Here is a 21,534-nt window from a genome sequence, read left to right as displayed (position 1 = left end):
AAGTTACAAAAAGGGAGTGGAGAAGAGTGAGTTTTGTTTATGAGGAAGATAAAATAATGGAATTCCTTTTGCAGAATAAAAGTGAATTTGAAGAATATCTTTTATCAGAAGCGGTCAATGTCAGGGGGAAAATCGAAGAAATCCTGCTGATTGGAAATGTCGACCTTTTGAATAATGCACATAAGCTCATCCGTTATATAGTGGAGCAGAATGAAACGGATATGATTGCATTTGCCGAACAAGAGGGAGTTACGTGGGCAACCCACTCTTTGACGCTTTCATTCAAGTTGGAATGGATTCAGGCCATCCGCAGGACGCTTTGGATCTTTCTTTATAAGTTCGAAGATGCAAAAGATTTGTTCAGTGAGGATTCCAAGATCTTTTTTGATTTAGAGAAAAAAGTGAATGAAAAGGTTGATGTATTTCTTAAATCCTTTTTCGTCAGTTACTCCGATTACAAAGACAAATTGATTCTGGCCCAGCAAAACTTGGTTGAAAATCTATCCGTCCCGATCATTCCAATAACATCCACTACTTGTGTCCTTCCGTTAATTGGGACAATCGATGATACACGTATACGGATAATCGAGGAAAAAGTATTGATGGAGATTGGTAAACTAAGGATACAGACCTTGATCTTGGATTTATCCGGTATCATCGAGATGGAAATTGAAATGATTAATGATTTAATGAATATCCTCGATGGAACGGCAATGATGGGTTGTAAAGCCGTGGTGACTGGATTACGCCCTGAAGTTGTTATCAAGATGATCCGTTCAGGGGTTCAGTTCGATGGTAAAGCAGAAACAAAGGGTACACTGCAGCAGGCCTTGATGGACTATCTTGTAGTCACCTAAATCGTGAAGTGGAAGTCGCCATGTTGTGGCGGCTTTTTTTTGTGGGTAATTTGGGGTATAAAGGGAATTTATGTGCTGTTTTTTTGACTCGGATAAGTAGATATGTATAGAAATTGACGTACAACGATACATTTATTCATTACGTGAACAACTTTTATTGATTCTCGAAATGAAGGGTGTAGAAAACTAGGGAGATCACGGTAGATCAAGATGCAACGGATCGTTTGCAGATATAAGTGAATTTCCAATGAAGGTTAGCCTGAAGCAGGTTAACTTTTTTTATTAATTCGTTAAGTAGCGGCAGCCTATCCGCAAACATCCTTCTATAATTATAGCGACCTTTCTTTCGCACTTGATGCATAAAAAAACAACTTGTAAGTCACTTAGAAAGCAAAATCATGAGTTTCTTAAATGGAGTTTCTTAAATGGAAACGCAAAAATCATTATTGAAACAATGTTTGAACTATTTACTTATATAATGATTTTCATGAAGTTGAACCAAATACATGCAACCTTTCGTGTTCCTTTCCCTATCTCGATAACTTGATAACTTAGGAAACTCATTTTTAGTGAAAGTCGCAAATATTCTAGTGATTGGCATTTTGTATGTATTAAAGGTATTGGGTAGTCTCAGATATTGATGCGGCAGCCTATCAACCTACAACAGGAGGAATGGAGATGGTGAAAATATAAGAGGCATGTTCATCGTTTTAAGGGGTTTCTAGAGGGATTCAAGAAAGGGATTGTTGCAACTTCATTTAGTAGGCATTTAAATCTTCATAAAAATTAAGGAGGAATTGAAAAAATGAATGTAAAAAAGGTTCTATTTAAAGGACTGGCAGCGACAGCCTTGCTGGTATTCGTGACGCCTGCATTTGCAAGCGCGTTTGATCCAACTGAAGTATTAGGAAGTGAAAACGGTAAAGGAGCCACTTCTCATGGCCATATCACAATAATGCCAGCAGATGAAACAACAGGTCCAACTGACCCGATCGTTCCTAGTGAACCGGATGGGGAAACAGGAAATACAGGGGCACTGACAATTGATAATGTCTCGCCTTTAGAATTTAATACCCACCAATTATCCGGTGGAGCTGTGGAATATTCAACAACTACAAAAAAACCAAACGTTCAAATAACGGATATTCGTGGTACTGGTGCTGGCTGGACATTACAAGTCTCAACTTCACCATTCAAGGATCTAACTGATGAAACGATGATTCTAAAAGGTGCCACTGTTACACTTCCAATCGGGACTGCAGTTACAACTCCAGGAAATGTTTCACCTGCACCAGAATTAAGGGAAGTACAATTAGGTACTGATTCTGAAGTAACTGCACCGCAAATCCTTATGTCTGCTCAAAATTCAAAAGGAATGGGAACGTGGGTAGATCAATTTGATCCTAGCAACTTGAAAATAAATGTTCCTGCAGGAAACTTAGCTGGAGAGTATGTCTCAACATTAACTTGGAGTCTATTGGATGCACCACAATAATATAAAAAACCATGAGGTGAGGAAGATGAAAGCAATCACCCTGTCAATGGCAGGAAGTATGATTCTGGCAGGATTGATCTTTTCGACAAATTCAGCCGAAGCAGCTGTCGTAAATAGCGCTATTTCCAAAAATTATATTGATTTTATTCCGGATGAGGGTATTACCAAGCCGGTAGATCCGGTTAATCCAGATGAACCGGCTCCACCGAGTCCGATTGATCCTATAGATCCAGACAATGGCGGAACGGGAAATAGTGGATCTTTAACTTTGGACTATGTCTCCAACATCCAATTTGGAACCCAGAAAATTATGAGTGGGAACACTACATATAATGCAAATAATAAAGATCCATATGTACAAGTTTCAGATAAACGCGGAACGGGCGAAGGATGGGTTTTGACAGCAAAGGCTTCTGAATTAAAAAATAGCACTGGGGAGTCTTTACAGGGGGCTGAGTTAACATTCAAAAATGGACAAGTAAAATCACAATCATCAAATGTTTCTGAACCGCCAACGGCTTATGACGTTACATTTGATAACAGTGATTCAAAAAAATTCATGGAGGCACCTTTAGAAACTGGCCGCGGAACATGGCTGGACGTATTTTCAGGTTCTGACGGCGATAATAGTAATGTGCAACTAAAAGTTTTGGCTGGCTCAGCTGAAGCCGAAAGTTACAGTGGTACTGTAACATGGGAATTAACCAACGCACCTAGCTAAATACTCAAATAGAGCTTGGCTTTATAAGAAATTATGTAAGCCAAGTTCCATTAATATATATCACATCATGTTGAAACTAGAGGGGGATATAGATGAAAAAAGGGCTACTTATTTTGATGGTGTCCTTATTGATTGGGTTAGGAATCATTTCCCAAAATGAAACAGCCTTTGCTGGGACCATGGAATATTCAATCAAAGCCAATATTCCAAAAAATCAAATTAATAAGAAGTTGACTTACTTTGACTTGTATATGAAACCGGGGGCCGAACAAACGATATCTTTAACAGTGAAGAATAACTCGAGTGAAAAAATCGACTTAATGATTGAACCGAATACAGCCGTAACCAATCAAAATGGAGTGATTGATTACAGTAAAAATAATCAAAAAAAAGATCGTTCATTAAAGTATGCATTTTCTGATCTCATTTCCCCAAAACAAAAAGTAACGTTAAAAGGAAATCAAACGAAAAAAGTGCCTTTTACAATTCAAATGCCAGATGAACCATTTGATGGAGTGATTTTGGGTGGTTTCTATGTATATGAAATAAATCAAGGCGACAAAAAACAAGAAGATGATAATGTTCAAATCAACAATGAATTTTCGTATGTGATTGGCGTCAAATTGACCGAAACGGATAAAAGAGTAAAACCCAATCTAAAGTTAAATAAAGTTCAAGCAGGATTGATGAACTATCGCACAGTGGTAACTGCGAATCTACAAAACACGGAAGCTGTGATTGTCAATAACTTGGATGTGAATGCCCGAATCACGAAAGAAGGAAACAAGGAGATGCTTCACTCCTCAGAGAAGAATGACGTTTCCATGGCACCGAATTCTAATTTCGATTTCCCTATTAGCTGGGATAATCAAGCGTTAGAGCCTGGCAAATATCATATATATATAACGGCAAAAGACGGAGATCAAACCTGGAAATTTGACAAAATGTTTGAGATTAAAGGTGATGATTCAAAGAAATTAAATAAAGAAGCAGTTGAATTGGATAAAGACTATACACTTATTTTTGCAGGAATCGGCGTGCTAATTGCGGTATTAATCATACTGGTCATTATTCTACTAAGAAGGAAAAAAAGCGGGGAAAAGCATGAAGAAGAGTAAAATATTCACTAGAATCACTTTCTCATTTCTCATTATTATGGGCTTGTTTTTCTCAAGTCTTCAATGGCTGGGGCCAGTGGAATCCATTAAAGTGGAGGCAGCCGGTCCAGTAGAAGATAATCCTCCATCCAGTATTATATTGGATGGCCTGTTTACCACTCCATCAACAGGATCAAATAGCTCCATCATTAACAGTCATCTGGTTTCAGTAACCCCTGGAACCACAAACCAAAAGGGGGCAATTTGGTCGATCGACGATCTTAAAATGGATTTAACCAAAGATTTTACAGCCTCTATGTATTTGTATTTTGGGAATAATGGGGCTAATGCGGCAGATGGTATGGCATTTGTGATGCATAATGATTCAAGAGGTGTAAATGCTATAGCAAAATCTGGGGCAAGCTTGGGGGTTTGGGCAGACGAAGGCTATAATGGATCGAAAACATCTGGCATTCAAAAAAGTTTTGCTGTTGAGTTTGATACCTATAAAAATGATGGTGAAAGCAGCTATTTTGATACTAATGTTAACGATGACCATGTTGCATGGGGATATCCAGGGAAAGCCGATACTTATATAGATTATTCCATTGGTGTTTGGCCGGTACAAAGTAATAGGAGAACCATGAAACATAATAACGTAGATGGTAATACTGGCGTTCAGTATCCCGGTCTGTTATCAAATGGTACATGGCGTAAATTCGAAGTGAGATGGGATGCTGCAAGCCAAGCACTTACGTATCAATTAGAAGGAGTAAATGCGGTTACTGTTGCTGTAAATGCACAAGATGTTTTTGGCTCTACAAAAGTTTATTGGGGATTCACTGGTTCAACAGGCCCTACTTACAAGCAAACCAATCGTGTCGCTTTTGATAAAATACCGGATTTAGTAAATGCAGAAGTTGAGCAAACGATAACGAGACAGGATGATTCTGTTGTTGGGGAGGGCTCTTCAGTTTTTAAAGGTGATGTATTAACCTATACGCTTTATGCGAAATATATCGATGGTTTTCAAAGTTGGAAAAATATCATATTGAACACGGTCTTGAATGATCATGTTACGTTTATCCCAGGCTCCATGACATTGACAACCCCTGGTGAGACTGCTGCATCATTAGATGATAATTCGTGGTCAGGGCAATCGCTGGCACTTAGTATTCCAAATATGAATTCCACTCAAAATGCAGCGACGGTCTCTTTTCAAGTCAAAGTCAATGCAACAACGGAAGCTGCCTCAGTTACTGAAACAGCTAGGTTTAATGGAGATAACATGGTGATTGATACCAATTCAATTGATTATGTCATCCAGCCTAATCAAGCACCAGAAGTAGCAATAAATGATGCTGGCCCTGTTTACGTATCCGAAGGTGAAGATTATGAAGTGACAGGAACTTGGAATGACAGTGATAATTCTAAAGGCACTTTTTACTATGAATTGAATTCAGAGGAAATCCAATCTGAAGAAAAAGAGAAAGATGTGTCTTCCGATAGTGCCGACTGGAGTTTTCTCCTTTCAAAAGACCAATTAAATATGGGGGAAAACACTTTTGAAGTGTATGTAACGGATGAAAATGGAGCAAAGTCCAATGTAGCAACTCTACAAATCATTGTTGTAGAACCGCCATCTCTTACACTTGTTGATGCTGATACGGAATTACCTATTGATTTAGGAAGTGGCTACACAATAAAAGGGACATGGAGTGATGCAGATAGTGACAAAGTGGACCTATACTATGTGTTGGATAAAGGTGAGCCAATTAAATTTGCATCTGGTGCAGCAAATGTTGCTGATAAAGGGGAAGAAGTCAGCTACGAGTATACCATTCCAGCAGATCAATTATCAGTAGGGACACATACTGTATATGTTTATAGTGTGGATGATACTGGTAGACAATCAAATGTGGAAAAACTCACCTTGAACGTCATTGGACAAGTTAGTTTCACCAATGTCGCTACGGATGTTAGTTTTGTAGACATGGAAATTCCAAATCAACCGACATTTGCAAAACGAAATGCCGATTGGGATATTCGCGTGAAGGATACTCGTGGTACCGGCAGTTCGTGGCGGCTGACGGCTACTTTAAGTGAAGATTTTTCTGATGGAGCCAGACATTATTTATTAGATGCCTTAACTTTTGTTGATGAATTTGGAAAAGAAGAAAAAATGGTACTAGGAGTTGCCATGAATGTTTTTGAACATACAACCAAAAGTATAGATGAGATATCCATACATTGGCGAGAAAATCAGGGAATATTATTAAAAATGGAACCTTTTGTCTATATAGGTGATTATCAGGGGAAGATTAAATGGGATTTAGTGGATGCGCCATGAAAAAAAGCCTATGGCTAATAATTTTTTTAGATGATCGAATAAAACCCGATCAATCCCTGTTCTTCTGGATGACTTTACAAGGCTCAAGGGTGTCCTAATGGGCATGTTTTTGTGTCAGGCATGCCTATTACGTAGCTAGCAAAACAGCCTATCCATTAACCCATCCGTGCATATGATTGGTGTCCTAGTTAAAATCGGGCAAGTGTACCTGAATTATTTAAAACAAAAAATGTAAAAGGCTCGGTTTCGCTTTTTCTTGTACACTGGCTCTTAATAGACACCTCATTTTCGTTTTAACAAGTTGGTAAGCCATTCGATGTATACTGGCTTCCTCTAAACGTGAATGAGGCCTTTTTTTGTATATTCCTTTTCTAACGAAGTGAGTACAGGCAAACTGTATAGCCCTTATGATCGTTGTGGAAGCCGTAGACCCTTCAAAATAGGTCAATATTGGTTCCTTTTTCTTACATATAGATCATTACTGGCGCTTCTCTAAAACGTTCATAGCACTTAGTTCCGGAGAAAGGTTTTAAAAGTCTCTTTCTTTATGATCTTTAAACATTTAATCCAATTATTTAGATTTGGGTTTGGAATAGAGGATTCTTTTTCTTCGCACTACAAATTTAACAGCAGAAAATCATAATAATGACCTTATCGGGGAGAGTTCAAAAGCGGTATATACCAATTCATATTTGAACTAGTGTTCCAAAAAAGAAAAGGTTTAGATAAAAATGGGACTATTTAGGGGGTTTACTAAAGTATTTAATGGGTAAAGGGTAAATGCATTTAGGGCTAATGTCTTATTAAGTGGACAGGTAAAGAGGTGATAGTATGAATCGATTTTATAAACGTTATTCAGACGTGATTTTTCATTTATTTAAAGATAATAAGTGGAGTAACTTGGCTGAATTATCCGATAAAACAGGGTATTCAAAAAGTACAATCCGGCGTGATTTAAAATTCCTGGAGACTTTAATTCCCGAGGGATGGGGTTTTGAGAAAAGTGAAAGTCTTGGAATATGTCTTATTAAACCTGAAAATGGTACTTTAGAAAATTTATTGGTGCAAATAAGAGAAAAGAATTCCTATTTTCACATATTAAAGTTAATTCTTTTGAATGATGGTGTCGATATTTCACAGATTTCTCAAGAGGTGCATATTAGTCGTTCCACCGCATATCGTCACCTTGAAAAATTACAGGAGGTAGTACGGGAAGCAGGTGTAAACTTAACTGCTAGCCCATTCAAATTAGTAGGGGAAGAAAAGAAAATCCGGCGCTTTATCATGCAAAATTTGGATTTTGCGACATTGGAAACCTATACAGATAAAGATTCTCTCGATGAAAAGGAATTTCAAACAACGTTACTTCATTTGTTTTCGAAATATTCGATGTCATTTCGGACTGGTGCTTTACACCGACTTACAATGATTTTATATATATCTAATCTTCGTGTTACTATGGGGTATTTCGTTTCCTATCCAAAATCAGTCTTAATGAATTACGAAGGCAGTAAGTATTTTGATTTCTCTAAAGAACTAGGACATTATATGGAAAGATGCCCCTCACGAGATATCCAACTTCAGGAAATATTTTACTTATCGATTTATCTCATGAGTGAGGAAAAACCAGTTAATAGATCACAACATCTTCGATACCTTCGAAACAGAATGAAAAGTAAACGAGGGTTTCCGTTGACTCAATTTTTGGATTCCCTTTCTGAATATGTTTGTTTTAATCTATCACAAGATGATATCTTCTTGTTCCATTTATACCAAACATTAAAGAGAATATCACTTGAAACAGAATTTGAAATGGAGACTGTAAGGAATTCTATGTTACAATATCTTCCCTATTATGAATATAATCCAATTTTTCAGACCATAGAGAAGCTGGCTACCAAATCTTTCTTGACAGTGCCGCTTAAATTTAAGAAACTGGATGTTTTGGAAGTATTCTCACTCCTTCAGGCAGCCATTCTGCGAAATAAGAATCAACACACAATAATAGTTGCATTAGTTTGTCGTACATATACCGAAAAAGATTATATAAGGGAAGTGTTAAAGTATCACTACGGAAATCAGGTGAGGATTTCAACATTCGATCCCTCCAGCAAAGAATTGATTTACAAGTATGAAGAGATTGATTTAATCATTTCGACGGAAGAAGACATTATCGGATTTCAGAAAATTCCAGTAATTATGGTATCCTCTTTTCCTACTCCATCGGAATTAATGCAAATTAAACAATTTTTTGAAGATCATTTTTTTGACCAATTCAGTATGGACCCGGGAATGATTTATCCATATGAAAAAATGAATGCCGTTGTTAAATGATTTACTGTGCAAAAAAAAACAATTTTACTTTAACTACCAACGGCAGGAAACTGTTGGTAAAGGTGAAGAACCTAAGTATATCCGTTTCTGGGGTACTCTCTCTTTACCTAGTGGTTTCACTTCAGCAAGGAATGGACATATGTATCATGAGGGAGCCTTTTTGATACATATAACTTCTTAATATTCCTTCCTGGATGAAGCCAAAGCTTACCCAAAAGATCACTTGATGGCTGGTTTACAACCGCGCCAATGCGGGTTAAATCAATGTCGTTGAAACCGTAAGCGATCCGCATATCCTTTGCGCCAAAGTGCTGGACCGACTTCATACCCTATTTCCGCCCGTCTGTATTTGGGACTGTGGGCATGAAAACCGAACGGACTATCGAATCACCCGTTTTTCAAGATAGTTTTTCGCAAAAGAAGCTACAATATCCTTCAGCTGTCCGATATTTTTCAATGAATCCTGACCCTAAAAGCGGGTGACTTCATCATTTGATTAACATTGGAACATAGTTTCCGCATCACTTTCACGAATTTCCCGTAAACGTAATCTTTTCGTGTACAATACAGGAAACATTTATTCCCTCCTCATATATCAGTTTTAACTATTCTGTTTCTGTGATGGTTTTTCCTTTATTATGAAGTGCCTATTTTGCCGGTATTTTCGGTAATAATCGGACAAGCTAACATTAGCACTAAATAGCATTGGATGAAGGGGAGATAGATCATGGGAAAAAAACATCGCAACCGTATCGCTTCACCGAAAAAGAATAACCATATTCCGAAAGCGGACATCATTGCAGAACATGAAGCACATGGTAAGGAATATTCTGCGAATAAACGAAAGAACGGCCCTGGTTCCAATACAGATTGAGTAAACTTATTGACCGCTCTAGCCTTTAAGGGAGAGCGGTTATTTGTGTTTCTTGCCATCAAACGGTTCATCCTATATCTTAAAGAATGAAGAACCATTGAAGGGAGTTAGGATGATGAAAGCACTTGTCTTTGATGATTTCGGCGGGCCAGAAGTTCTGTCTGTAAGGGAAATTGCAGAACCTGAACATTCAAGATCAGCCGTGATCGTTCGAATGAAAGCGATCGGCTTGAATTTTGCTGATGTATATAGAAGGAAAGGGAATTATCATTTGGTGGGTGATCCCCCATTTATTTTGGGTTATGAAGGGGCGGGGGTCATCGAATATGTCGGGGAAGATGTCCATCATGTGAAAGCGGGTGATCGTGTTGGGTTTGCTGATGTTCCCCATGCCAATGCGGAGCTGGTTTCGGTTCCAGCAGATAAACTGCTGCCGTTGCCTGAGGGCATTTCCTTTGAAACGGCCGCTTCCGTTTTACTGCAAGGATTGACTGCCCAATATCTAACTCATGACAGCTATCCAGTTAAAGACGGAGAAACCATTCTGGTCCACGCCGCTGCAGGCGGAGTCGGCCAATTACTGACACAGATGATCAGGATGAAGGGCGGTCAGGTCATTGGCTTGACATCAACAAAGGAAAAAGCGGCTGTTGCCAAACAAACGGGTGCCGATCATGTTTTCCTTTACGGATCGGACTGGATGAATTCCATTAAGGAAGTAACCGGAGGTAAGGGCGTTGATGTCGTTTACGAATCAGTAGGCCAAACCTTGCTGAATAGTTTCGAGGCGACAAGGACTGGAGGGACTGTCGTTTTCTTTGGTATGGCAGGCGGCGATCCGGAGAAAATCGATCCAAGGATGTTAATGGATACATCCAAAGCATTAATAGGTGGAGACCTCTGGAACGTCTTGACTTCCCATGAAGAAAGGAAAAGAAGAACAGCAGAGTTGTTTGAATGGATCATGGCAGGAAAAATCTTCGTTGAAGAACCGACTCTTTTTTCGCTGGAAAATGGGGATGATGCACATAGACTTCTTGAAAGCAGGAAAAGTACGGGGAAAATATTATTAATACCATAAAAAGGTATAAGGGCTTTCCATTCTAAATGGTGGGGCCTTTTTATTTTAGCCTGTTTTCACATACTATGTTGCTATTTACCAGGTAGTGAGTTGTGGTTGATTACCCCTCCAGATGCTCGCTTTCCGCGGGGCGGGCGGTGAGCATCCTCGGCGTAAACGCCTGTGGGGTCTCACCTGTACCGCTGCTCCCGCAGGAGTCTCGCACTTCCGCTCCAATCAACCTTAAATAGTTTCGTTTTAAAAACAACAATCTTTACGAAAAGAGCCTTATTTTAAAATGGCCTGCTGCACTCAACACCTTATTCATACTGATGATCAGAAACTTTTTCAGTTCCTTTATATAGGCCCATTCTTAGACCCTTTGATAACTTATATATTTAAGCCCTTGCCATTAGAGGGGCTAAGGCCTGTTGTCAAAACAATCTGCTGACCAAGTTCCCTTATCCACAAGACCATTATGCAACACACGAATTCAGAGGAGAAATCCACAGAGGGCCATCCCAAAACCACAATCGTCTTTCTGCAATTCACAGTCGGCCTTCGTCCCCAAAGAAGGCAAAAAAAAGAGAACGGATCCGTTCTCTTGGAAAACATATGACATATGTGATTTTAAGAGGAAATGGAGAGAACATCCAGACGCTTCTTTTGGATCGCGAAATAGGATTGGAGGGTTTCCTTTTTCTTTGTAAGAGAAAAGTTCCGGATAGCCGGGGCCACTGCATGATTGCCGAATTTAAGGGTCAAGGTCAACAGCCTGTCCAACTGGCCATATGTATCGTTTCTAATGCGCGCCATATACTCGGCAGCGACCTGCTTATCATCATCGGTACTTTTCTTTTTTCCTTCTGCCCGAAATTCTTCGGTCACAGTCTTTACACGGGAAATGAGCCATGTTTCGCACCAGTCGTTCAGCACATGGCGGATGAATTCTGCTTGATGGTGCTTATGGAGAATGGGCTCGATATGTTCAGCCATTTCCAAATCATTCACTTCCCGGCAGAGAGCCTTCTCGGAAATATTTCTATGAAAATGAGCGCGTTCAAGCAGGCTTTTGATGGATTCTGCCTGGTGGGCATACTTGACCATCTGTTCCAATGTCTCGTTGTACATGATCTTGCTTAAATAAGCAGAGGCTTGTTTTGGGGCAAGAAGTAACTGCTTATTGGCAGGAAGCGCCTGGCCAAACTTCTTAAGAGAATGAGAATAGACGAAACGGGCTAACTTCTGCAGTTCCTTTTGGATATCATTGGAGATGGTTGTCGCTTCTTGTAGAAATGAACGGAAAATATATTTGCCGACCCTTTCCAATTCCCTGCATACAGAATCATTGATATGCCCAAGGTAGCCAGCGTTAAAAATCGTTCTCCGCAACAATGTCCGTTCCGCCCTATTTTCTTTATACTGCTCCAAGACACCCTCGGTAAAGGTGAACACGAGAACTTCTTTCTTTGAAAAAGCCCTGCTTGCAAAAGAAATCGTCACTAAATGGCCTAAAGCGTCATGGATTGCATCGATTGCATCCAATAAGCGCTGCCTTGTGAATAGCGAGCTGGAATCAGGGACGATTTCACTATAATCAAATAGTACTGACTCAGACTTCAAAACAGACATTCGGAAAGCACCCATAAGCAGCAGCCGTTTTCCATGAATCGTTAAGGATTTGAAAGCATCGCTATAAAAGAAACGGTATTTCTTGCAATAACGGTCAGTCTTCCTGTTATAGCCAAGATTACTTGCGGGACCAAGGTTAAACTTATAAAAGATATCTTCACCTTGAGGAACAGGCACAAACACTTTCTTTAGAGATCCTTGTGGTGCGGTGAATTTATTGATAATCTGCCTTAAGTACTTTTCTGTCGTTCCGACTCCTCGGGCCATCATATGAAGCGGGCTCTGGATGACCCCGTCCCAATCACTGTGGAGCAAGGCGTACAAACACGTATCGAATTCAGTGGAAGATACATTTCTTAATAGGTATTGGTAAGTTTCTTCATATATCATAAGGCATCCATCCTTTTCTAGAATCTATATAAACATTGAATCGATAAAAGTAGCATCGTTGGAGTAAATAGTTTTGGAAGTTTTATGATATGGATGAAATATTATTTCGATATATTTTGAAAATAGTAAATTAGTTGCACAAAAGTGATAAAATGGTTAAATGGGAACATACATGACAAGGAGAGATATTTAAAACCATGATACTTTCACTACTCGTTTTCATCTTAAAAGGGATTTTTATGAAAATACCATTTGCCATATTGGGACTTTCCTTGATTCCGCAGAGATGGACAAACGCAATCACCAAAAAGGATATATCCTTTTTCATTGAACAGGTGCTGAGACTTTTAGTTTCTGCTGCCATATTGTTTTTCGTTATCGATATTATGCTATTGGATCTTACTGCCACTGCATTCTTTTCGAGTTTTGCCATCATTCTTGGGCTCATTCTCATCATTGATTCCAGAATGTATGTGTACAGTGCCAGGGAATCTTCAATAACCCGACGAAATCGGAGGGGAAATGAAGCTGAGAAGCAACCAAAAACACCTTGGAATGTATATTTCAACAGTTTGATAGGATTCGTTTTGATATTAGCATGGGTCATCATGCTGTTTTACCCCATCACTTTTGCCGCAGATCTGCATGGCTGGACAAAGGTCGATAAGAAAAATGAGCTGGAAGAAGTTCAAGATATAAAAACCATGCCGCTTGTTACAGTGAAAATGGCAGATGCAAAAGGTGATGCAGCGATTAATAAAATAGAAAATGCATCATATTTCACTGAAGGCGAATACCGCCTAACCAATATTAATGATGAATTGACTTATACTTCACCAATTGAAATGGACGGATTTTTGAAAGCTGGGAAAGCGGTATACACGCCAGGTTATAATTTGATTTCTGCCGTATCGACGGATAAAGGGGCAAGTACGGTAAAAGGGAAGATGCTGTATGCTCCCTCACAGTACCTCGATCATGATTTGGAAAGGACCATCCGCAAAGCATACCCGAATAAAATCATCCATGATTCATATTTGGAACCGAACGAAGACGGAAAGCCCTTCTTTGTAGCTTCAGTGGGACATTATTTGAAATACCGCAGCGGGCCCGCAGTGGACGGGGTGGTAGTAGTGAATCCGGAAACGGGGGACATGAAATACTATCCGTTAGGAAAAGAACCTGAATGGGTTGATCGAACATTCACATTGGAAACGGCCCTGGAATATTGGACCTACTGGGGGAAATACGTTCACGGGTGGAAAAACCAGTCCTTATTTGGGCCGAAGAAAGATGTCTTGATTCCTAATGAGGAAAATATGCAAGTCACGTTCAACGAAAAAGGCGAATTGATTTATGTAGTGGACTTCACCAGGGCTAAATCGAAAGGAAACTCAAAAACCCTGGTTGGTTACGGTGTTTTCAATGCCAAAACTGGTGAAATGACGTACTACAAAGGCGTCACGTCCGTTCTAACTGGAAAGGAAGCAAAATCCAACGCCAATGCGAGTGAGTTTTTGTCTAAATATCCAGGCTGGAAAGCCACTAATGGAATTTTCTATACGATATACGGTGCGCCCACTTATGTCATTCCGGTTACAAAGGGCAGCAAGTTTCAAGGTGTGGCGATCGTGTATGCCAATAGCGATAACCCCCAAGTGGTCTTTGGGAAAACGAAAGACGAAGCTTTCCGGAATTATAAAAAGCTGATTGCATCTTTAGGGAAAGTCAGCGGTGTAACGCCTCAAAAAGGATTTGAGATGAAAGAAATAAAGGGGAAAGTTACAAGGATCAACGATGCCAATCTTTCCAATGGATACGTATTCTATTTAATCGTAGAAGGTAATGCCAAGAGATTCTCAGTGGACCCTGGAGTCAATGAGCTATCTGATGTTGTATTGACGAATGTAGGAGACCGGGTTGTGCTGAAGGTGATGGATATGGAAGAAGACGTCGTTCCAGTCGATCAATTCACTAATCTGGACTTACCTAAGAAATAAAAGCATGATTGAAGCATGAAAAAAAGCATTGGGTATCAAGCAATGCTTTTTTTCATGCCTGCATTTAGAGTTCGATTGATTAACATTACAGGTCCGATAGTTTGAATGAAAGGATGGATTTCATATAATATCCCTTTTGAATGACGGCTTTTATTACGAAGTGCCCATTTATCCGTTTCCGCACCCGGTACAGCAGTGAAGCGATTTCTTCTGCCGTCACAATTTGCTCGGGATCACCGATTCTCTCGGGCCATACATGCTGGACAATCTCTTCTTTTGAGATTAGGTTGTCCAAATTCTCATAAAGCAACTTAAAGCAATCGAATTCCTTAGTAGGCATTTTAATGGGTGCTTCATCATTGATGATTACGGTCTGAAGGTGCTCATTGATAGCCACGATTTGCTGTATCTCCGGGTTCACCGGAGTGAAATCCCGTGTTAAATCGTTGTCGATGGAAATCATGAATTCAATCAATCCATTAATCAAAGTAATGGAATCCCCCGGTTCGATGGGGCAGGGATGGCCCGGAACGAGCGGCATCTGGTTCACCGAGGTACCGTGTTTGCTTGCCAAATCCTCAATGAGAAGCTGTCCTTCCTCCATATAAATCCGGCAATGTTCCCTGGAAACGAAGTCATTGTAAAGCATGAAATCAGCTTTGGAGTGCTGGCTTGCACGGCCAATCAGCAGGCTTTTCCCTTCAAAAACATAGGCGAATTCCTCGGTTTGGCCTTTGTGCAAGGTTCTCGATACAACCTTGAAAGTTTTATAGATCATTCACTTCATATCCCCTTAAGAGTCTGAATATTTAGATTATTTTTATAGATTTATCATTTTGGCTACATGGCTGTTTAGTGGGTTCAATTTTATAATTATAAATTATCATACGCTTACTTACTAACGAAAAATGAAAAAAATACAAATTAGGCACACAGCCATTATAACTTAAAGTAATGACGGATGAAGAAAGTAACTCTATTTTTGCTTGCCTTGACTGTCAGAGGGGTGCTTTTAAGGCGTTTCCTCAAAGCCGGCCAGGCAGCACCGGAAGAAGTATGCGATGAAAATGTACCTTACGCTTGTGGAAAAGGAGTTGACCAAAGGTGAGTATGTGGAGAGATAGGATAAATGCCTTCAGCATCCTGCTGATGATCATTAGTATGATAGTATATATTATTTTTCCCCAGCCCTTTACCCTCAGTCTGTACTGTATATTTGGCATTGCCTTTATTAGCCTGACTTTACTGAATTAAGCATATCCTGGATTGGGGAGGGATGTGGGAGACGAAACGGGAAGGAAGAAGACAGAAAAAGGTGGAGGAGGCATGACTGAATACATGACTCTTCCAGTGAAGTTAATATAAAAATTCAGTGCCTGCCGGATCAACGGCAGGCTTTTTTCAAGCTCTAAAATACTAGCAAGAGGTACGCTATCCAAAGATTTAATGATCATTATCATTCACCCATACTTAAAAAGAGCCATTTTTAATTGGAAACGGTATAATAAATTGGCAGAAGTAGACATTAATATGGATTGCCACTGAGTTTTATCGCGTGTATTAACTGAATCTCGAGAGAAAGAACCTTTATACAATAAAGTCAAAACAAGAAAAGGAGAAACCATGACAAATGAAACTGGATGGAATTTAGACAATAGTTATGCCCGTCTTCCGGAAAAATTTCACACGGGCACGAACCCGACTCCTGTACGTTCACCGGAGTTGATCATTCTCAATGAACGGGTGGCTGAATTCCTTGGTTTGGACGTTCAAAAGCTTCAAAGTGATGATGGCGTGGCGGTGTTTGCCGGAAACGAGCTTCCAGAGGGTGCTTCGCCTCTTGCCCAAGCTTACGCGGGGCATCAATTCGGGCATTTTAATATGTTAGGTGACGGCCGGGCGATATTGCTTGGCGAGCAGGTCTTGCCTCAAGGCGAGAGGGTTGATATCCAGCTGAAGGGTCCGGGAAGAACGCCATATTCCCGCGGGGGCGATGGCCGGGCTGCACTTGGGCCGATGCTGCGCGAATACATCATCAGCGAAGCGATGCACGGGCTCGGCATTCCTACCACCCGAAGTCTGGCCGTGGTGACGACCGGTGAAACGGTAATCCGTGAAACCGGGCTGCCTGGTGCCATCATGACCCGTGTGGCTTCGAGTCATCTTCGTGTCGGAACCTTTCAATTCGCTGCAAAATGGGGCACGGTCGAGGAACTCCGGACCCTTGCCGACTATGCAATAAAGCGTCATTTTCCAGACATTGAAGCCGATGAAAGTCGTTATCTCTCGCTGCTACAGGAAGTGGTCAAGCGTCAGGCTGAGCTCATTGCCCAATGGCAGCTGGTTGGCTTCATTCATGGGGTGATGAACACCGACAACATGACGATTAGCGGAGAAACCATCGATTATGGACCTTGCGCCTTCATGGATGCCTATGACCCTGCAACAGTATTCAGTTCAATTGATACTCAAGGCCGCTATGCCTATGGTAACCAGCCGATAATTGGGGGGTGGAATCTTGCGCGATTCGCTGAATCCCTATTGCCGCTGTTACATGATGACCAGGATCAGGCCGTTACACTTGCCCAAGATAAGATTTCTGTTTTTAATGATCTGTATCACACTAATTGGTTAGCGGGAATGAGAGCAAAACTGGGGTTATTCAACGAAGAGACACAGGATGAAGCCCTTATTAATGGCATCCTCAGTATGATGAAAAAGCATGGTGCCGACTATACCAATACCTTCCGTGCTTTGACCTTAGATAAGATGGCGGATACGGTCCTTTTCGGGACACCTGAATTCGCCCAGTGGCAAGAGCTCTGGTTGGCTAGACTAGGCAGGCAGAAGGAATCGAAGGAATCTTCGAATCAGTTGATGGAGAAAAGCAATCCTGCAGTGATTCCACGGAATCACCGGGTTGAAGAGGCATTGGAAGCGGCAGTGGAACAAGGGGACTACAGCGTGATGGAACGGCTTTTGGATGTTCTCTCAAACCCTTATGCACACTCTGATGAACAAGCCGAATACTCCACACTGCCTGCGTCAACAACACCTTACCGAACCTTTTGCGGTACCTGATTATAATGGAGATTATGAAGGAGCTCCCGAGACTGAAGTTGATTCTTTGTCAACTTCAGTCTCGGGAGCCTTTTTGTTTATTTAGTAAAAAAGTTTAGTTTGAAGAATATCCATTGCGCGCTCAATATCCGCTAAATCTTCCTTCGAAGCATGCTGCAGCCGGCTTTGGAAACGGGATTCCACAATTGCAAAAGCCTCGTTCATCATCGTTTCCCCCTCTTTGGAGAGGCGGATGTATTGTTTCCGTCTATCTTCCGGATCACTTATTTTTTCAATTAAATTCTTTTCGCTTAATTTTTTCAGTTCACGGCTCGTGTTAGGCATGGAGATGTGCTGACAGTCACTGATTTCACTTGGAGTGACAGGCTGACTGACTGTTATATATTCAAGAATGTGATATTGTACCGGCGTGATGGAATCGGATTTGGCGTTTTGGGTCAATTCGTGTGTCACTTGATGTACGGAAGTTGTAAATGTGACCATTTTTTCAAAAAGAGCTTTTTTGTCCATAGCTTTCACCTCTTACTGAGAAGATATCAAAAGTGTTATCAAAATACAATTATCATTTGACAACAAAAAAAGGTGTTGTTATATTATTGTTATCAAATGATAAGTAAATAGGGGGGTACGTCATGAACATGCTGGTCATTTACACATATCCAAATCATGAAAGTTTAAGCTATGCCTTTTTACAAAAAGTCATCAAGGGAAGTAAGGAGAACACCCACATAAAGGGGCTGCAGGTCTTGGATTTATATGAAGAGGGCTTTAATCCGCTCTTGGAGTTCAATGAGCATAAACGAAGGCGTGATATGCATCGTGATCCTCAGCTTGAAAAATATAGAAATCAAATTACTTGGGCCGATAAGATTGTCTTTGTTTATCCAATCTGGTGGGGGAGGCCTCCCGCAATGCTGATGGGATACATTGATCAATTATTTTCTTCGAATTTCGCCTACAGGGATAAAAAGGGATTGTTCCCAGAAGGCCTTCTTAAAGGAAAGTCGGTCGTATGTGTATCAACGATGAAGGGACCTGCAAAGTATCCGCTTCTCTGGTTGAATGATGCGCATAAAATATTGATGAAAAGAGCGTTATTCAATTTTGTCGGAATCAAAAAAGTGAAGTTTTTCGAATTCGGTAATATGGAAAGCCCAAAGGGGAAACAAACCCAAAAGCTAGAAAAGGTTTATCGGTATTTCAGAAAGGTGGCAAGCTAAGAATACCGTTTTCGCTATTTCGGGATTAGTAGAGGAGCCCCATTCATGTATGGATCCTCATACTGAATGGGGCTATGGTATTCACTTGGTTATTGCACCTGTTCCAATGATCCGCCTTCTTAATCAGTGCAGTTTTGCTTTTGCGAATCTCCATTTGTTCTTGATGAAGGTAAGGATCATACAAATCACTATGATCGTCAATGAAGCTAATCCACTTAACCAGATGCTTTGGAATTCACTTACATAAGGCTTGATGATGTATGAGGCAACGATGGCCAGGACCGCGCTTATCGGTATGAAATCAGCGACTTTCCCTTTGCTGAATACGATAACAAGGGGAATTTAGTTTCCGGTTCACTGTATAAACAAAAGCAGTCAATAGAGTTGTAAGACTAACCTAAGGATCTCTGGATACTTCCGGATTTCCTTTTTCTTTGGGTTTTGAAAGTCTAGCAAAACAGGCTGTCTGCCGTGTCTGCTCCCGTGTGCTTTTACTTACTGGCGTTATTTGCTGAGGAAGTAATTTTTTGCTATCCTTTGTTAAGGATTTCCATCCCATGTCATTATCGTTATTGCCCAATATACTAAATGGACAATTCGATTCAAAAAAGGACTGGTTAACAATGCTCCTTTTATAAAGGGTTTGGCTTCCGCTTGTCCGTAATCGAGTCCAGCCAACAAATTAGCAGGGAGCTACAGCGTTTGTTATATTAATGGTAAGCTCTGTTATTTTGCGTGGGATCTGCACCTATATTCCGGCATGATGGACGGCAGTCATTAACATGGGTGTTGTCCTTTCGCCTTTGTTCAAGGGAAAGGCAATCGAACCAAGTATTCACCATGATCTTTAAAAAGTATCATGTTCAAAGGAGATGGAATCTATGAAAAGGTGGAGATCTTCTGTGACTCTATTTTCTTCTTTTCAATGGTTGTTTTTTATTTTTGCAAATACGGTAGTAGTGCCAATATCGATTGGCGCAGCTTTTGATCTTCCTCCAAATGTTACAGAAATGACCATGAGAAGCTCGCTCATTTTCACCGGGATCGCTTGCGTGATTCAGGGGTGGAAGGGACATAAGTATCCAATTATGGAAGGGCACTCCGGACTACTGTGGGGAGTGATGTTGAATTTAGGGTTATCTGCACCATCCATAGGGCTCGGTTATGCTGAAATAGGAGGGGGAATAGCGACTGGCCTCATTGCAGCTGGTGTAGTGACCATCATTATTTCTGCCTTCAACCTGATTTCTTATGTCCAGAAGATTTTCACTCCCATGGTCATGACCGTTTACTTATTCCTTCTGACGTTCCAGCTCATTTTTGTCTTTTTTAAGGGGATGCTCGGGATCACGGAGGATGGGGAAATTAACATCCCGGTCAGTATCCTGTCATTGGGGATTGTCTTTTTAGTAAGTATATTAAAGATAAAAGGACCAAGGACCATTAGCAATTTCTCCATTTTGATCGGGATAATAGTGGGTTGGATTTTTTACTCGCTGCTATTTCCAGAGACTGGGGGAGAAATGGGGTCGGCGAGTGCCTCTTTTTCATTTTTCCCATTAGGTGTTCCAAACCTGGAATTCGGGATAATAGCGATTTCTTTTTTTGCAGGATTACTGAATTTGTGTAATACGTTCGCTTCCATTCAAGCTGCATCCGAGTTAATGGGGGATGAAGCTGACCACAAGCAGTATCGAAATTCTTTATTCATGACTGGCGGTTTTACCATTTTCGCCCCTGTGCTTGGCCTTGTTCCGTATACACCTTTTACTTCATCCATTGGATTTTTGCAAAGTACTCAAATCTATGAGAGGAGGCCGTTCTTATTTGGAGGCATGCTGTTGACCATAATCGGACTCATTCCTCCTTTTATCTCTTTCCTGGCCACCATGCCCATAACAGTCGGGAATGCTGTATTGTTCGTCGCTTACCTTCAACTGTTTGGCACGGCTTTCAACAGCGTCAAGGGTCAGCATTTTACTTCAGACACGATATTCAGGCTTGCCGTACCAGTATTGATCGGAGTGAGTTTGATGAATATCTTGCCTAATGCATTTTCGGGCGTTCCCACGCTTTTACAGCCCTTTTTGACTAATGGGCTCATAATGGGTGTATTGATATCTATCGTGCTGGAGAAATCAGTAAACTGGAAGCGTTATGAACAACTGCAGAATTAAGGTGACTTTCCATTTAAGCATATCCTGACGACCGATCGATATGGCTATACATAAATGATCCTCCATTGAAATAACGAAAAGGAAAAGGCAAGTGACTTGTAAGAACCTTAATTTAAAGAGGTGTGCATGAAAGCCAGAAGGATGTAACCTTCTGGTTTTCTGTTTTTTTTTATTTGTATTTTAATGGTAATCAGGTATTCGTCGTGAATGGGTATTTGGTGAAAATAGGCTTTTTCTTCAGTAGCA

General features: G+C 40.6%; 18 protein-coding genes. 13 read left to right on the top strand and 5 right to left on the bottom strand.

The genetic code is table 11. The annotated features are described in order from the left end of the window. The first annotated feature begins 26 nt into the window (after window positions 1–26). From ACFX4X_RS14710 to ACFX4X_RS14685, 6 genes are all read left to right on the top strand, one after another. The gene (locus tag ACFX4X_RS14710; protein WP_317777563.1) at window positions 27–857 is read left to right on the top strand and encodes an STAS domain-containing protein; all 831 of its coding nucleotides are present in this window, start codon (window positions 27–29) and stop codon (window positions 855–857) included. 805 nt (window positions 858–1,662) lie between these two features. Beyond that, entirely contained in the window at window positions 1,663–2,352 is a 690-nt protein-coding gene (locus tag ACFX4X_RS14705; RefSeq protein ID WP_377384464.1) for a WxL domain-containing protein, read from the top strand. Between the two features lie 25 nt (window positions 2,353–2,377). Then, window positions 2,378–3,073: a WxL domain-containing protein gene (locus tag ACFX4X_RS14700; protein WP_284469688.1), complete on the top strand. Its 696-nt coding sequence runs from the start codon at window positions 2,378–2,380 to the stop codon at window positions 3,071–3,073. A gap of 92 nt (window positions 3,074–3,165) precedes the next feature. Continuing rightward, window positions 3,166–4,191 carry a WxLIP family cell surface protein gene (locus tag ACFX4X_RS14695; RefSeq protein ID WP_377384462.1) on the top strand — a complete coding sequence of 342 codons (1,026 nt, stop codon included), beginning with the start codon at window positions 3,166–3,168 and terminating at the stop codon, window positions 4,189–4,191. Beyond that, window positions 4,178–6,520, top strand: coding sequence for an L-type lectin-domain containing protein (locus ACFX4X_RS14690; protein ID WP_377384460.1), 2,343 nt, complete (start codon window positions 4,178–4,180; stop codon window positions 6,518–6,520). The genes ACFX4X_RS14695 and ACFX4X_RS14690 overlap by 14 nt, the downstream gene beginning before the upstream one ends. Window positions 6,521–7,351: 831 nt before the next feature. Beyond that, window positions 7,352–8,854, top strand: a complete 1,503-nt coding sequence (locus ACFX4X_RS14685) for a BglG family transcription antiterminator (RefSeq protein ID WP_377384458.1) — start codon at window positions 7,352–7,354, stop codon at window positions 8,852–8,854. 116 nt (window positions 8,855–8,970) lie between these two features. Here ACFX4X_RS14685 and ACFX4X_RS14680 read toward each other — a convergent pair whose 3' ends face one another. After that, window positions 8,971–9,180, bottom strand: coding sequence for a hypothetical protein (locus tag ACFX4X_RS14680; protein WP_377384456.1), 210 nt, complete (start codon window positions 9,178–9,180; stop codon window positions 8,971–8,973). 401 nt (window positions 9,181–9,581) lie between these two features. Between ACFX4X_RS14680 and ACFX4X_RS14675 the strand changes: the two genes are divergently transcribed. Further along, complete coding sequence (locus ACFX4X_RS14675; RefSeq protein WP_100298038.1) at window positions 9,582–9,728, top strand: hypothetical protein; 147 nt, start codon at window positions 9,582–9,584, stop codon at window positions 9,726–9,728. 115 nt (window positions 9,729–9,843) lie between these two features. After that, window positions 9,844–10,809, top strand: a complete 966-nt coding sequence (locus tag ACFX4X_RS14670; RefSeq protein ID WP_377384454.1) for a quinone oxidoreductase family protein — start codon at window positions 9,844–9,846, stop codon at window positions 10,807–10,809. A gap of 609 nt (window positions 10,810–11,418) precedes the next feature. Here ACFX4X_RS14670 and ACFX4X_RS14665 read toward each other — a convergent pair. Continuing rightward, the gene (locus tag ACFX4X_RS14665) at window positions 11,419–12,810 is read right to left on the bottom strand and encodes a hypothetical protein (protein ID WP_377384452.1); all 1,392 of its coding nucleotides are present in this window, start codon (window positions 12,808–12,810) and stop codon (window positions 11,419–11,421) included. 239 nt (window positions 12,811–13,049) lie between these two features. On the opposite strand from ACFX4X_RS14665, the gene ACFX4X_RS14660 reads away from it, so the two are divergent. Continuing rightward, window positions 13,050–14,810 (top strand): hypothetical protein, encoded by a 1,761-nt coding sequence (locus ACFX4X_RS14660; RefSeq protein ID WP_377384450.1) that lies wholly within the window; start codon window positions 13,050–13,052, stop codon window positions 14,808–14,810. 85 nt (window positions 14,811–14,895) lie between these two features. On the opposite strand, the gene ACFX4X_RS14655 is transcribed toward ACFX4X_RS14660, so the two are convergent. Both ACFX4X_RS14655 and ACFX4X_RS14650 read right to left on the bottom strand, forming a co-directional pair. Continuing rightward, a complete protein-coding gene (locus ACFX4X_RS14655) occupies window positions 14,896–15,588 on the bottom strand; it encodes an FHA domain-containing protein (protein ID WP_377384448.1) in 693 nt (230 codons plus the stop codon). 472 nt (window positions 15,589–16,060) lie between these two features. After that, window positions 16,061–16,264 carry a hypothetical protein gene (locus tag ACFX4X_RS14650; RefSeq protein ID WP_284469710.1) on the bottom strand — a complete coding sequence of 68 codons (204 nt, stop codon included), beginning with the start codon at window positions 16,262–16,264 and terminating at the stop codon, window positions 16,061–16,063. Window positions 16,265–16,433: 169 nt separating this feature from the next. Here ACFX4X_RS14650 and ACFX4X_RS14645 point away from each other — a divergent pair, with 169 nt between their 5' ends. Beyond that, window positions 16,434–17,891 carry a protein adenylyltransferase SelO gene (locus ACFX4X_RS14645; protein ID WP_377384447.1) on the top strand — a complete coding sequence of 486 codons (1,458 nt, stop codon included), beginning with the start codon at window positions 16,434–16,436 and terminating at the stop codon, window positions 17,889–17,891. A gap of 81 nt (window positions 17,892–17,972) precedes the next feature. Here ACFX4X_RS14645 and ACFX4X_RS14640 read toward each other — a convergent pair whose 3' ends face one another. Continuing rightward, a complete protein-coding gene (locus ACFX4X_RS14640; RefSeq protein WP_089364216.1) occupies window positions 17,973–18,401 on the bottom strand; it encodes a MarR family winged helix-turn-helix transcriptional regulator in 429 nt (142 codons plus the stop codon). Window positions 18,402–18,523: 122 nt separating this feature from the next. On the opposite strand from ACFX4X_RS14640, the gene ACFX4X_RS14635 reads away from it, so the two are divergent. The 3 genes from ACFX4X_RS14635 (at window position 18,524) to ACFX4X_RS14625 (ending at window position 21,288) form a co-directional block, all read left to right on the top strand. Then, window positions 18,524–19,111: an NAD(P)H-dependent oxidoreductase gene (locus ACFX4X_RS14635; protein ID WP_061464905.1), complete on the top strand. Its 588-nt coding sequence runs from the start codon at window positions 18,524–18,526 to the stop codon at window positions 19,109–19,111. A gap of 49 nt (window positions 19,112–19,160) precedes the next feature. Then, window positions 19,161–19,358: a hypothetical protein gene (locus tag ACFX4X_RS14630; RefSeq protein ID WP_377384445.1), complete on the top strand. Its 198-nt coding sequence runs from the start codon at window positions 19,161–19,163 to the stop codon at window positions 19,356–19,358. A gap of 634 nt (window positions 19,359–19,992) precedes the next feature. Further along, window positions 19,993–21,288, top strand: a complete 1,296-nt coding sequence (locus tag ACFX4X_RS14625; RefSeq protein WP_377384443.1) for a uracil/xanthine transporter — start codon at window positions 19,993–19,995, stop codon at window positions 21,286–21,288. Window positions 21,289–21,534 lie beyond the last annotated feature (246 nt).

The organism is Peribacillus sp. YIM B13481, from assembly GCF_042787985.1.
Classification (GTDB): Bacteria; Bacillota; Bacilli; order Bacillales; family DSM-1321; genus Peribacillus; species Peribacillus simplex_A.
The sequence above is the reverse complement of the archived record's forward strand: the minus strand, read 5'-3'. Positions and strand labels throughout refer to the sequence as shown.

Bases quoted from the DNA above. Each gene is read 5' to 3' on its own strand.
- ACFX4X_RS14705 (WP_377384464.1), top strand. From the start codon at position 1,663: ATGAATGTAAAAAAGGTTCTATTTAAAGGACTGGCAGCGACAGCCTTG.
- ACFX4X_RS14700 (WP_284469688.1), top strand. From the start codon at position 2,378: ATGAAAGCAATCACCCTGTCAATGGCAGGAAGTATGATTCTGGCAGGA.
- ACFX4X_RS14695 (WP_377384462.1), top strand. From the start codon at position 3,166: ATGAAAAAAGGGCTACTTATTTTGATGGTGTCCTTATTGATTGGGTTA.
- ACFX4X_RS14690 (WP_377384460.1), top strand. From the start codon at position 4,178: ATGAAGAAGAGTAAAATATTCACTAGAATCACTTTCTCATTTCTCATT.
- ACFX4X_RS14685 (WP_377384458.1), top strand. From the start codon at position 7,352: ATGAATCGATTTTATAAACGTTATTCAGACGTGATTTTTCATTTATTT.
- ACFX4X_RS14680 (WP_377384456.1), bottom strand. From the start codon at position 9,180: ATGAAGTCGGTCCAGCACTTTGGCGCAAAGGATATGCGGATCGCTTAC.
- ACFX4X_RS14675 (WP_100298038.1), top strand. From the start codon at position 9,582: ATGGGAAAAAAACATCGCAACCGTATCGCTTCACCGAAAAAGAATAAC.
- ACFX4X_RS14670 (WP_377384454.1), top strand. From the start codon at position 9,844: ATGAAAGCACTTGTCTTTGATGATTTCGGCGGGCCAGAAGTTCTGTCT.
- ACFX4X_RS14665 (WP_377384452.1), bottom strand. From the start codon at position 12,810: ATGATATATGAAGAAACTTACCAATACCTATTAAGAAATGTATCTTCC.
- ACFX4X_RS14660 (WP_377384450.1), top strand. From the start codon at position 13,050: ATGAAAATACCATTTGCCATATTGGGACTTTCCTTGATTCCGCAGAGA.
- ACFX4X_RS14655 (WP_377384448.1), bottom strand. From the start codon at position 15,588: ATGATCTATAAAACTTTCAAGGTTGTATCGAGAACCTTGCACAAAGGC.
- ACFX4X_RS14650 (WP_284469710.1), bottom strand. From the start codon at position 16,264: ATGATCATTAAATCTTTGGATAGCGTACCTCTTGCTAGTATTTTAGAG.
- ACFX4X_RS14645 (WP_377384447.1), top strand. From the start codon at position 16,434: ATGACAAATGAAACTGGATGGAATTTAGACAATAGTTATGCCCGTCTT.
- ACFX4X_RS14640 (WP_089364216.1), bottom strand. From the start codon at position 18,401: ATGGACAAAAAAGCTCTTTTTGAAAAAATGGTCACATTTACAACTTCC.
- ACFX4X_RS14635 (WP_061464905.1), top strand. From the start codon at position 18,524: ATGAACATGCTGGTCATTTACACATATCCAAATCATGAAAGTTTAAGC.
- ACFX4X_RS14630 (WP_377384445.1), top strand. From the start codon at position 19,161: ATGGATCCTCATACTGAATGGGGCTATGGTATTCACTTGGTTATTGCA.
- ACFX4X_RS14625 (WP_377384443.1), top strand. From the start codon at position 19,993: ATGAAAAGGTGGAGATCTTCTGTGACTCTATTTTCTTCTTTTCAATGG.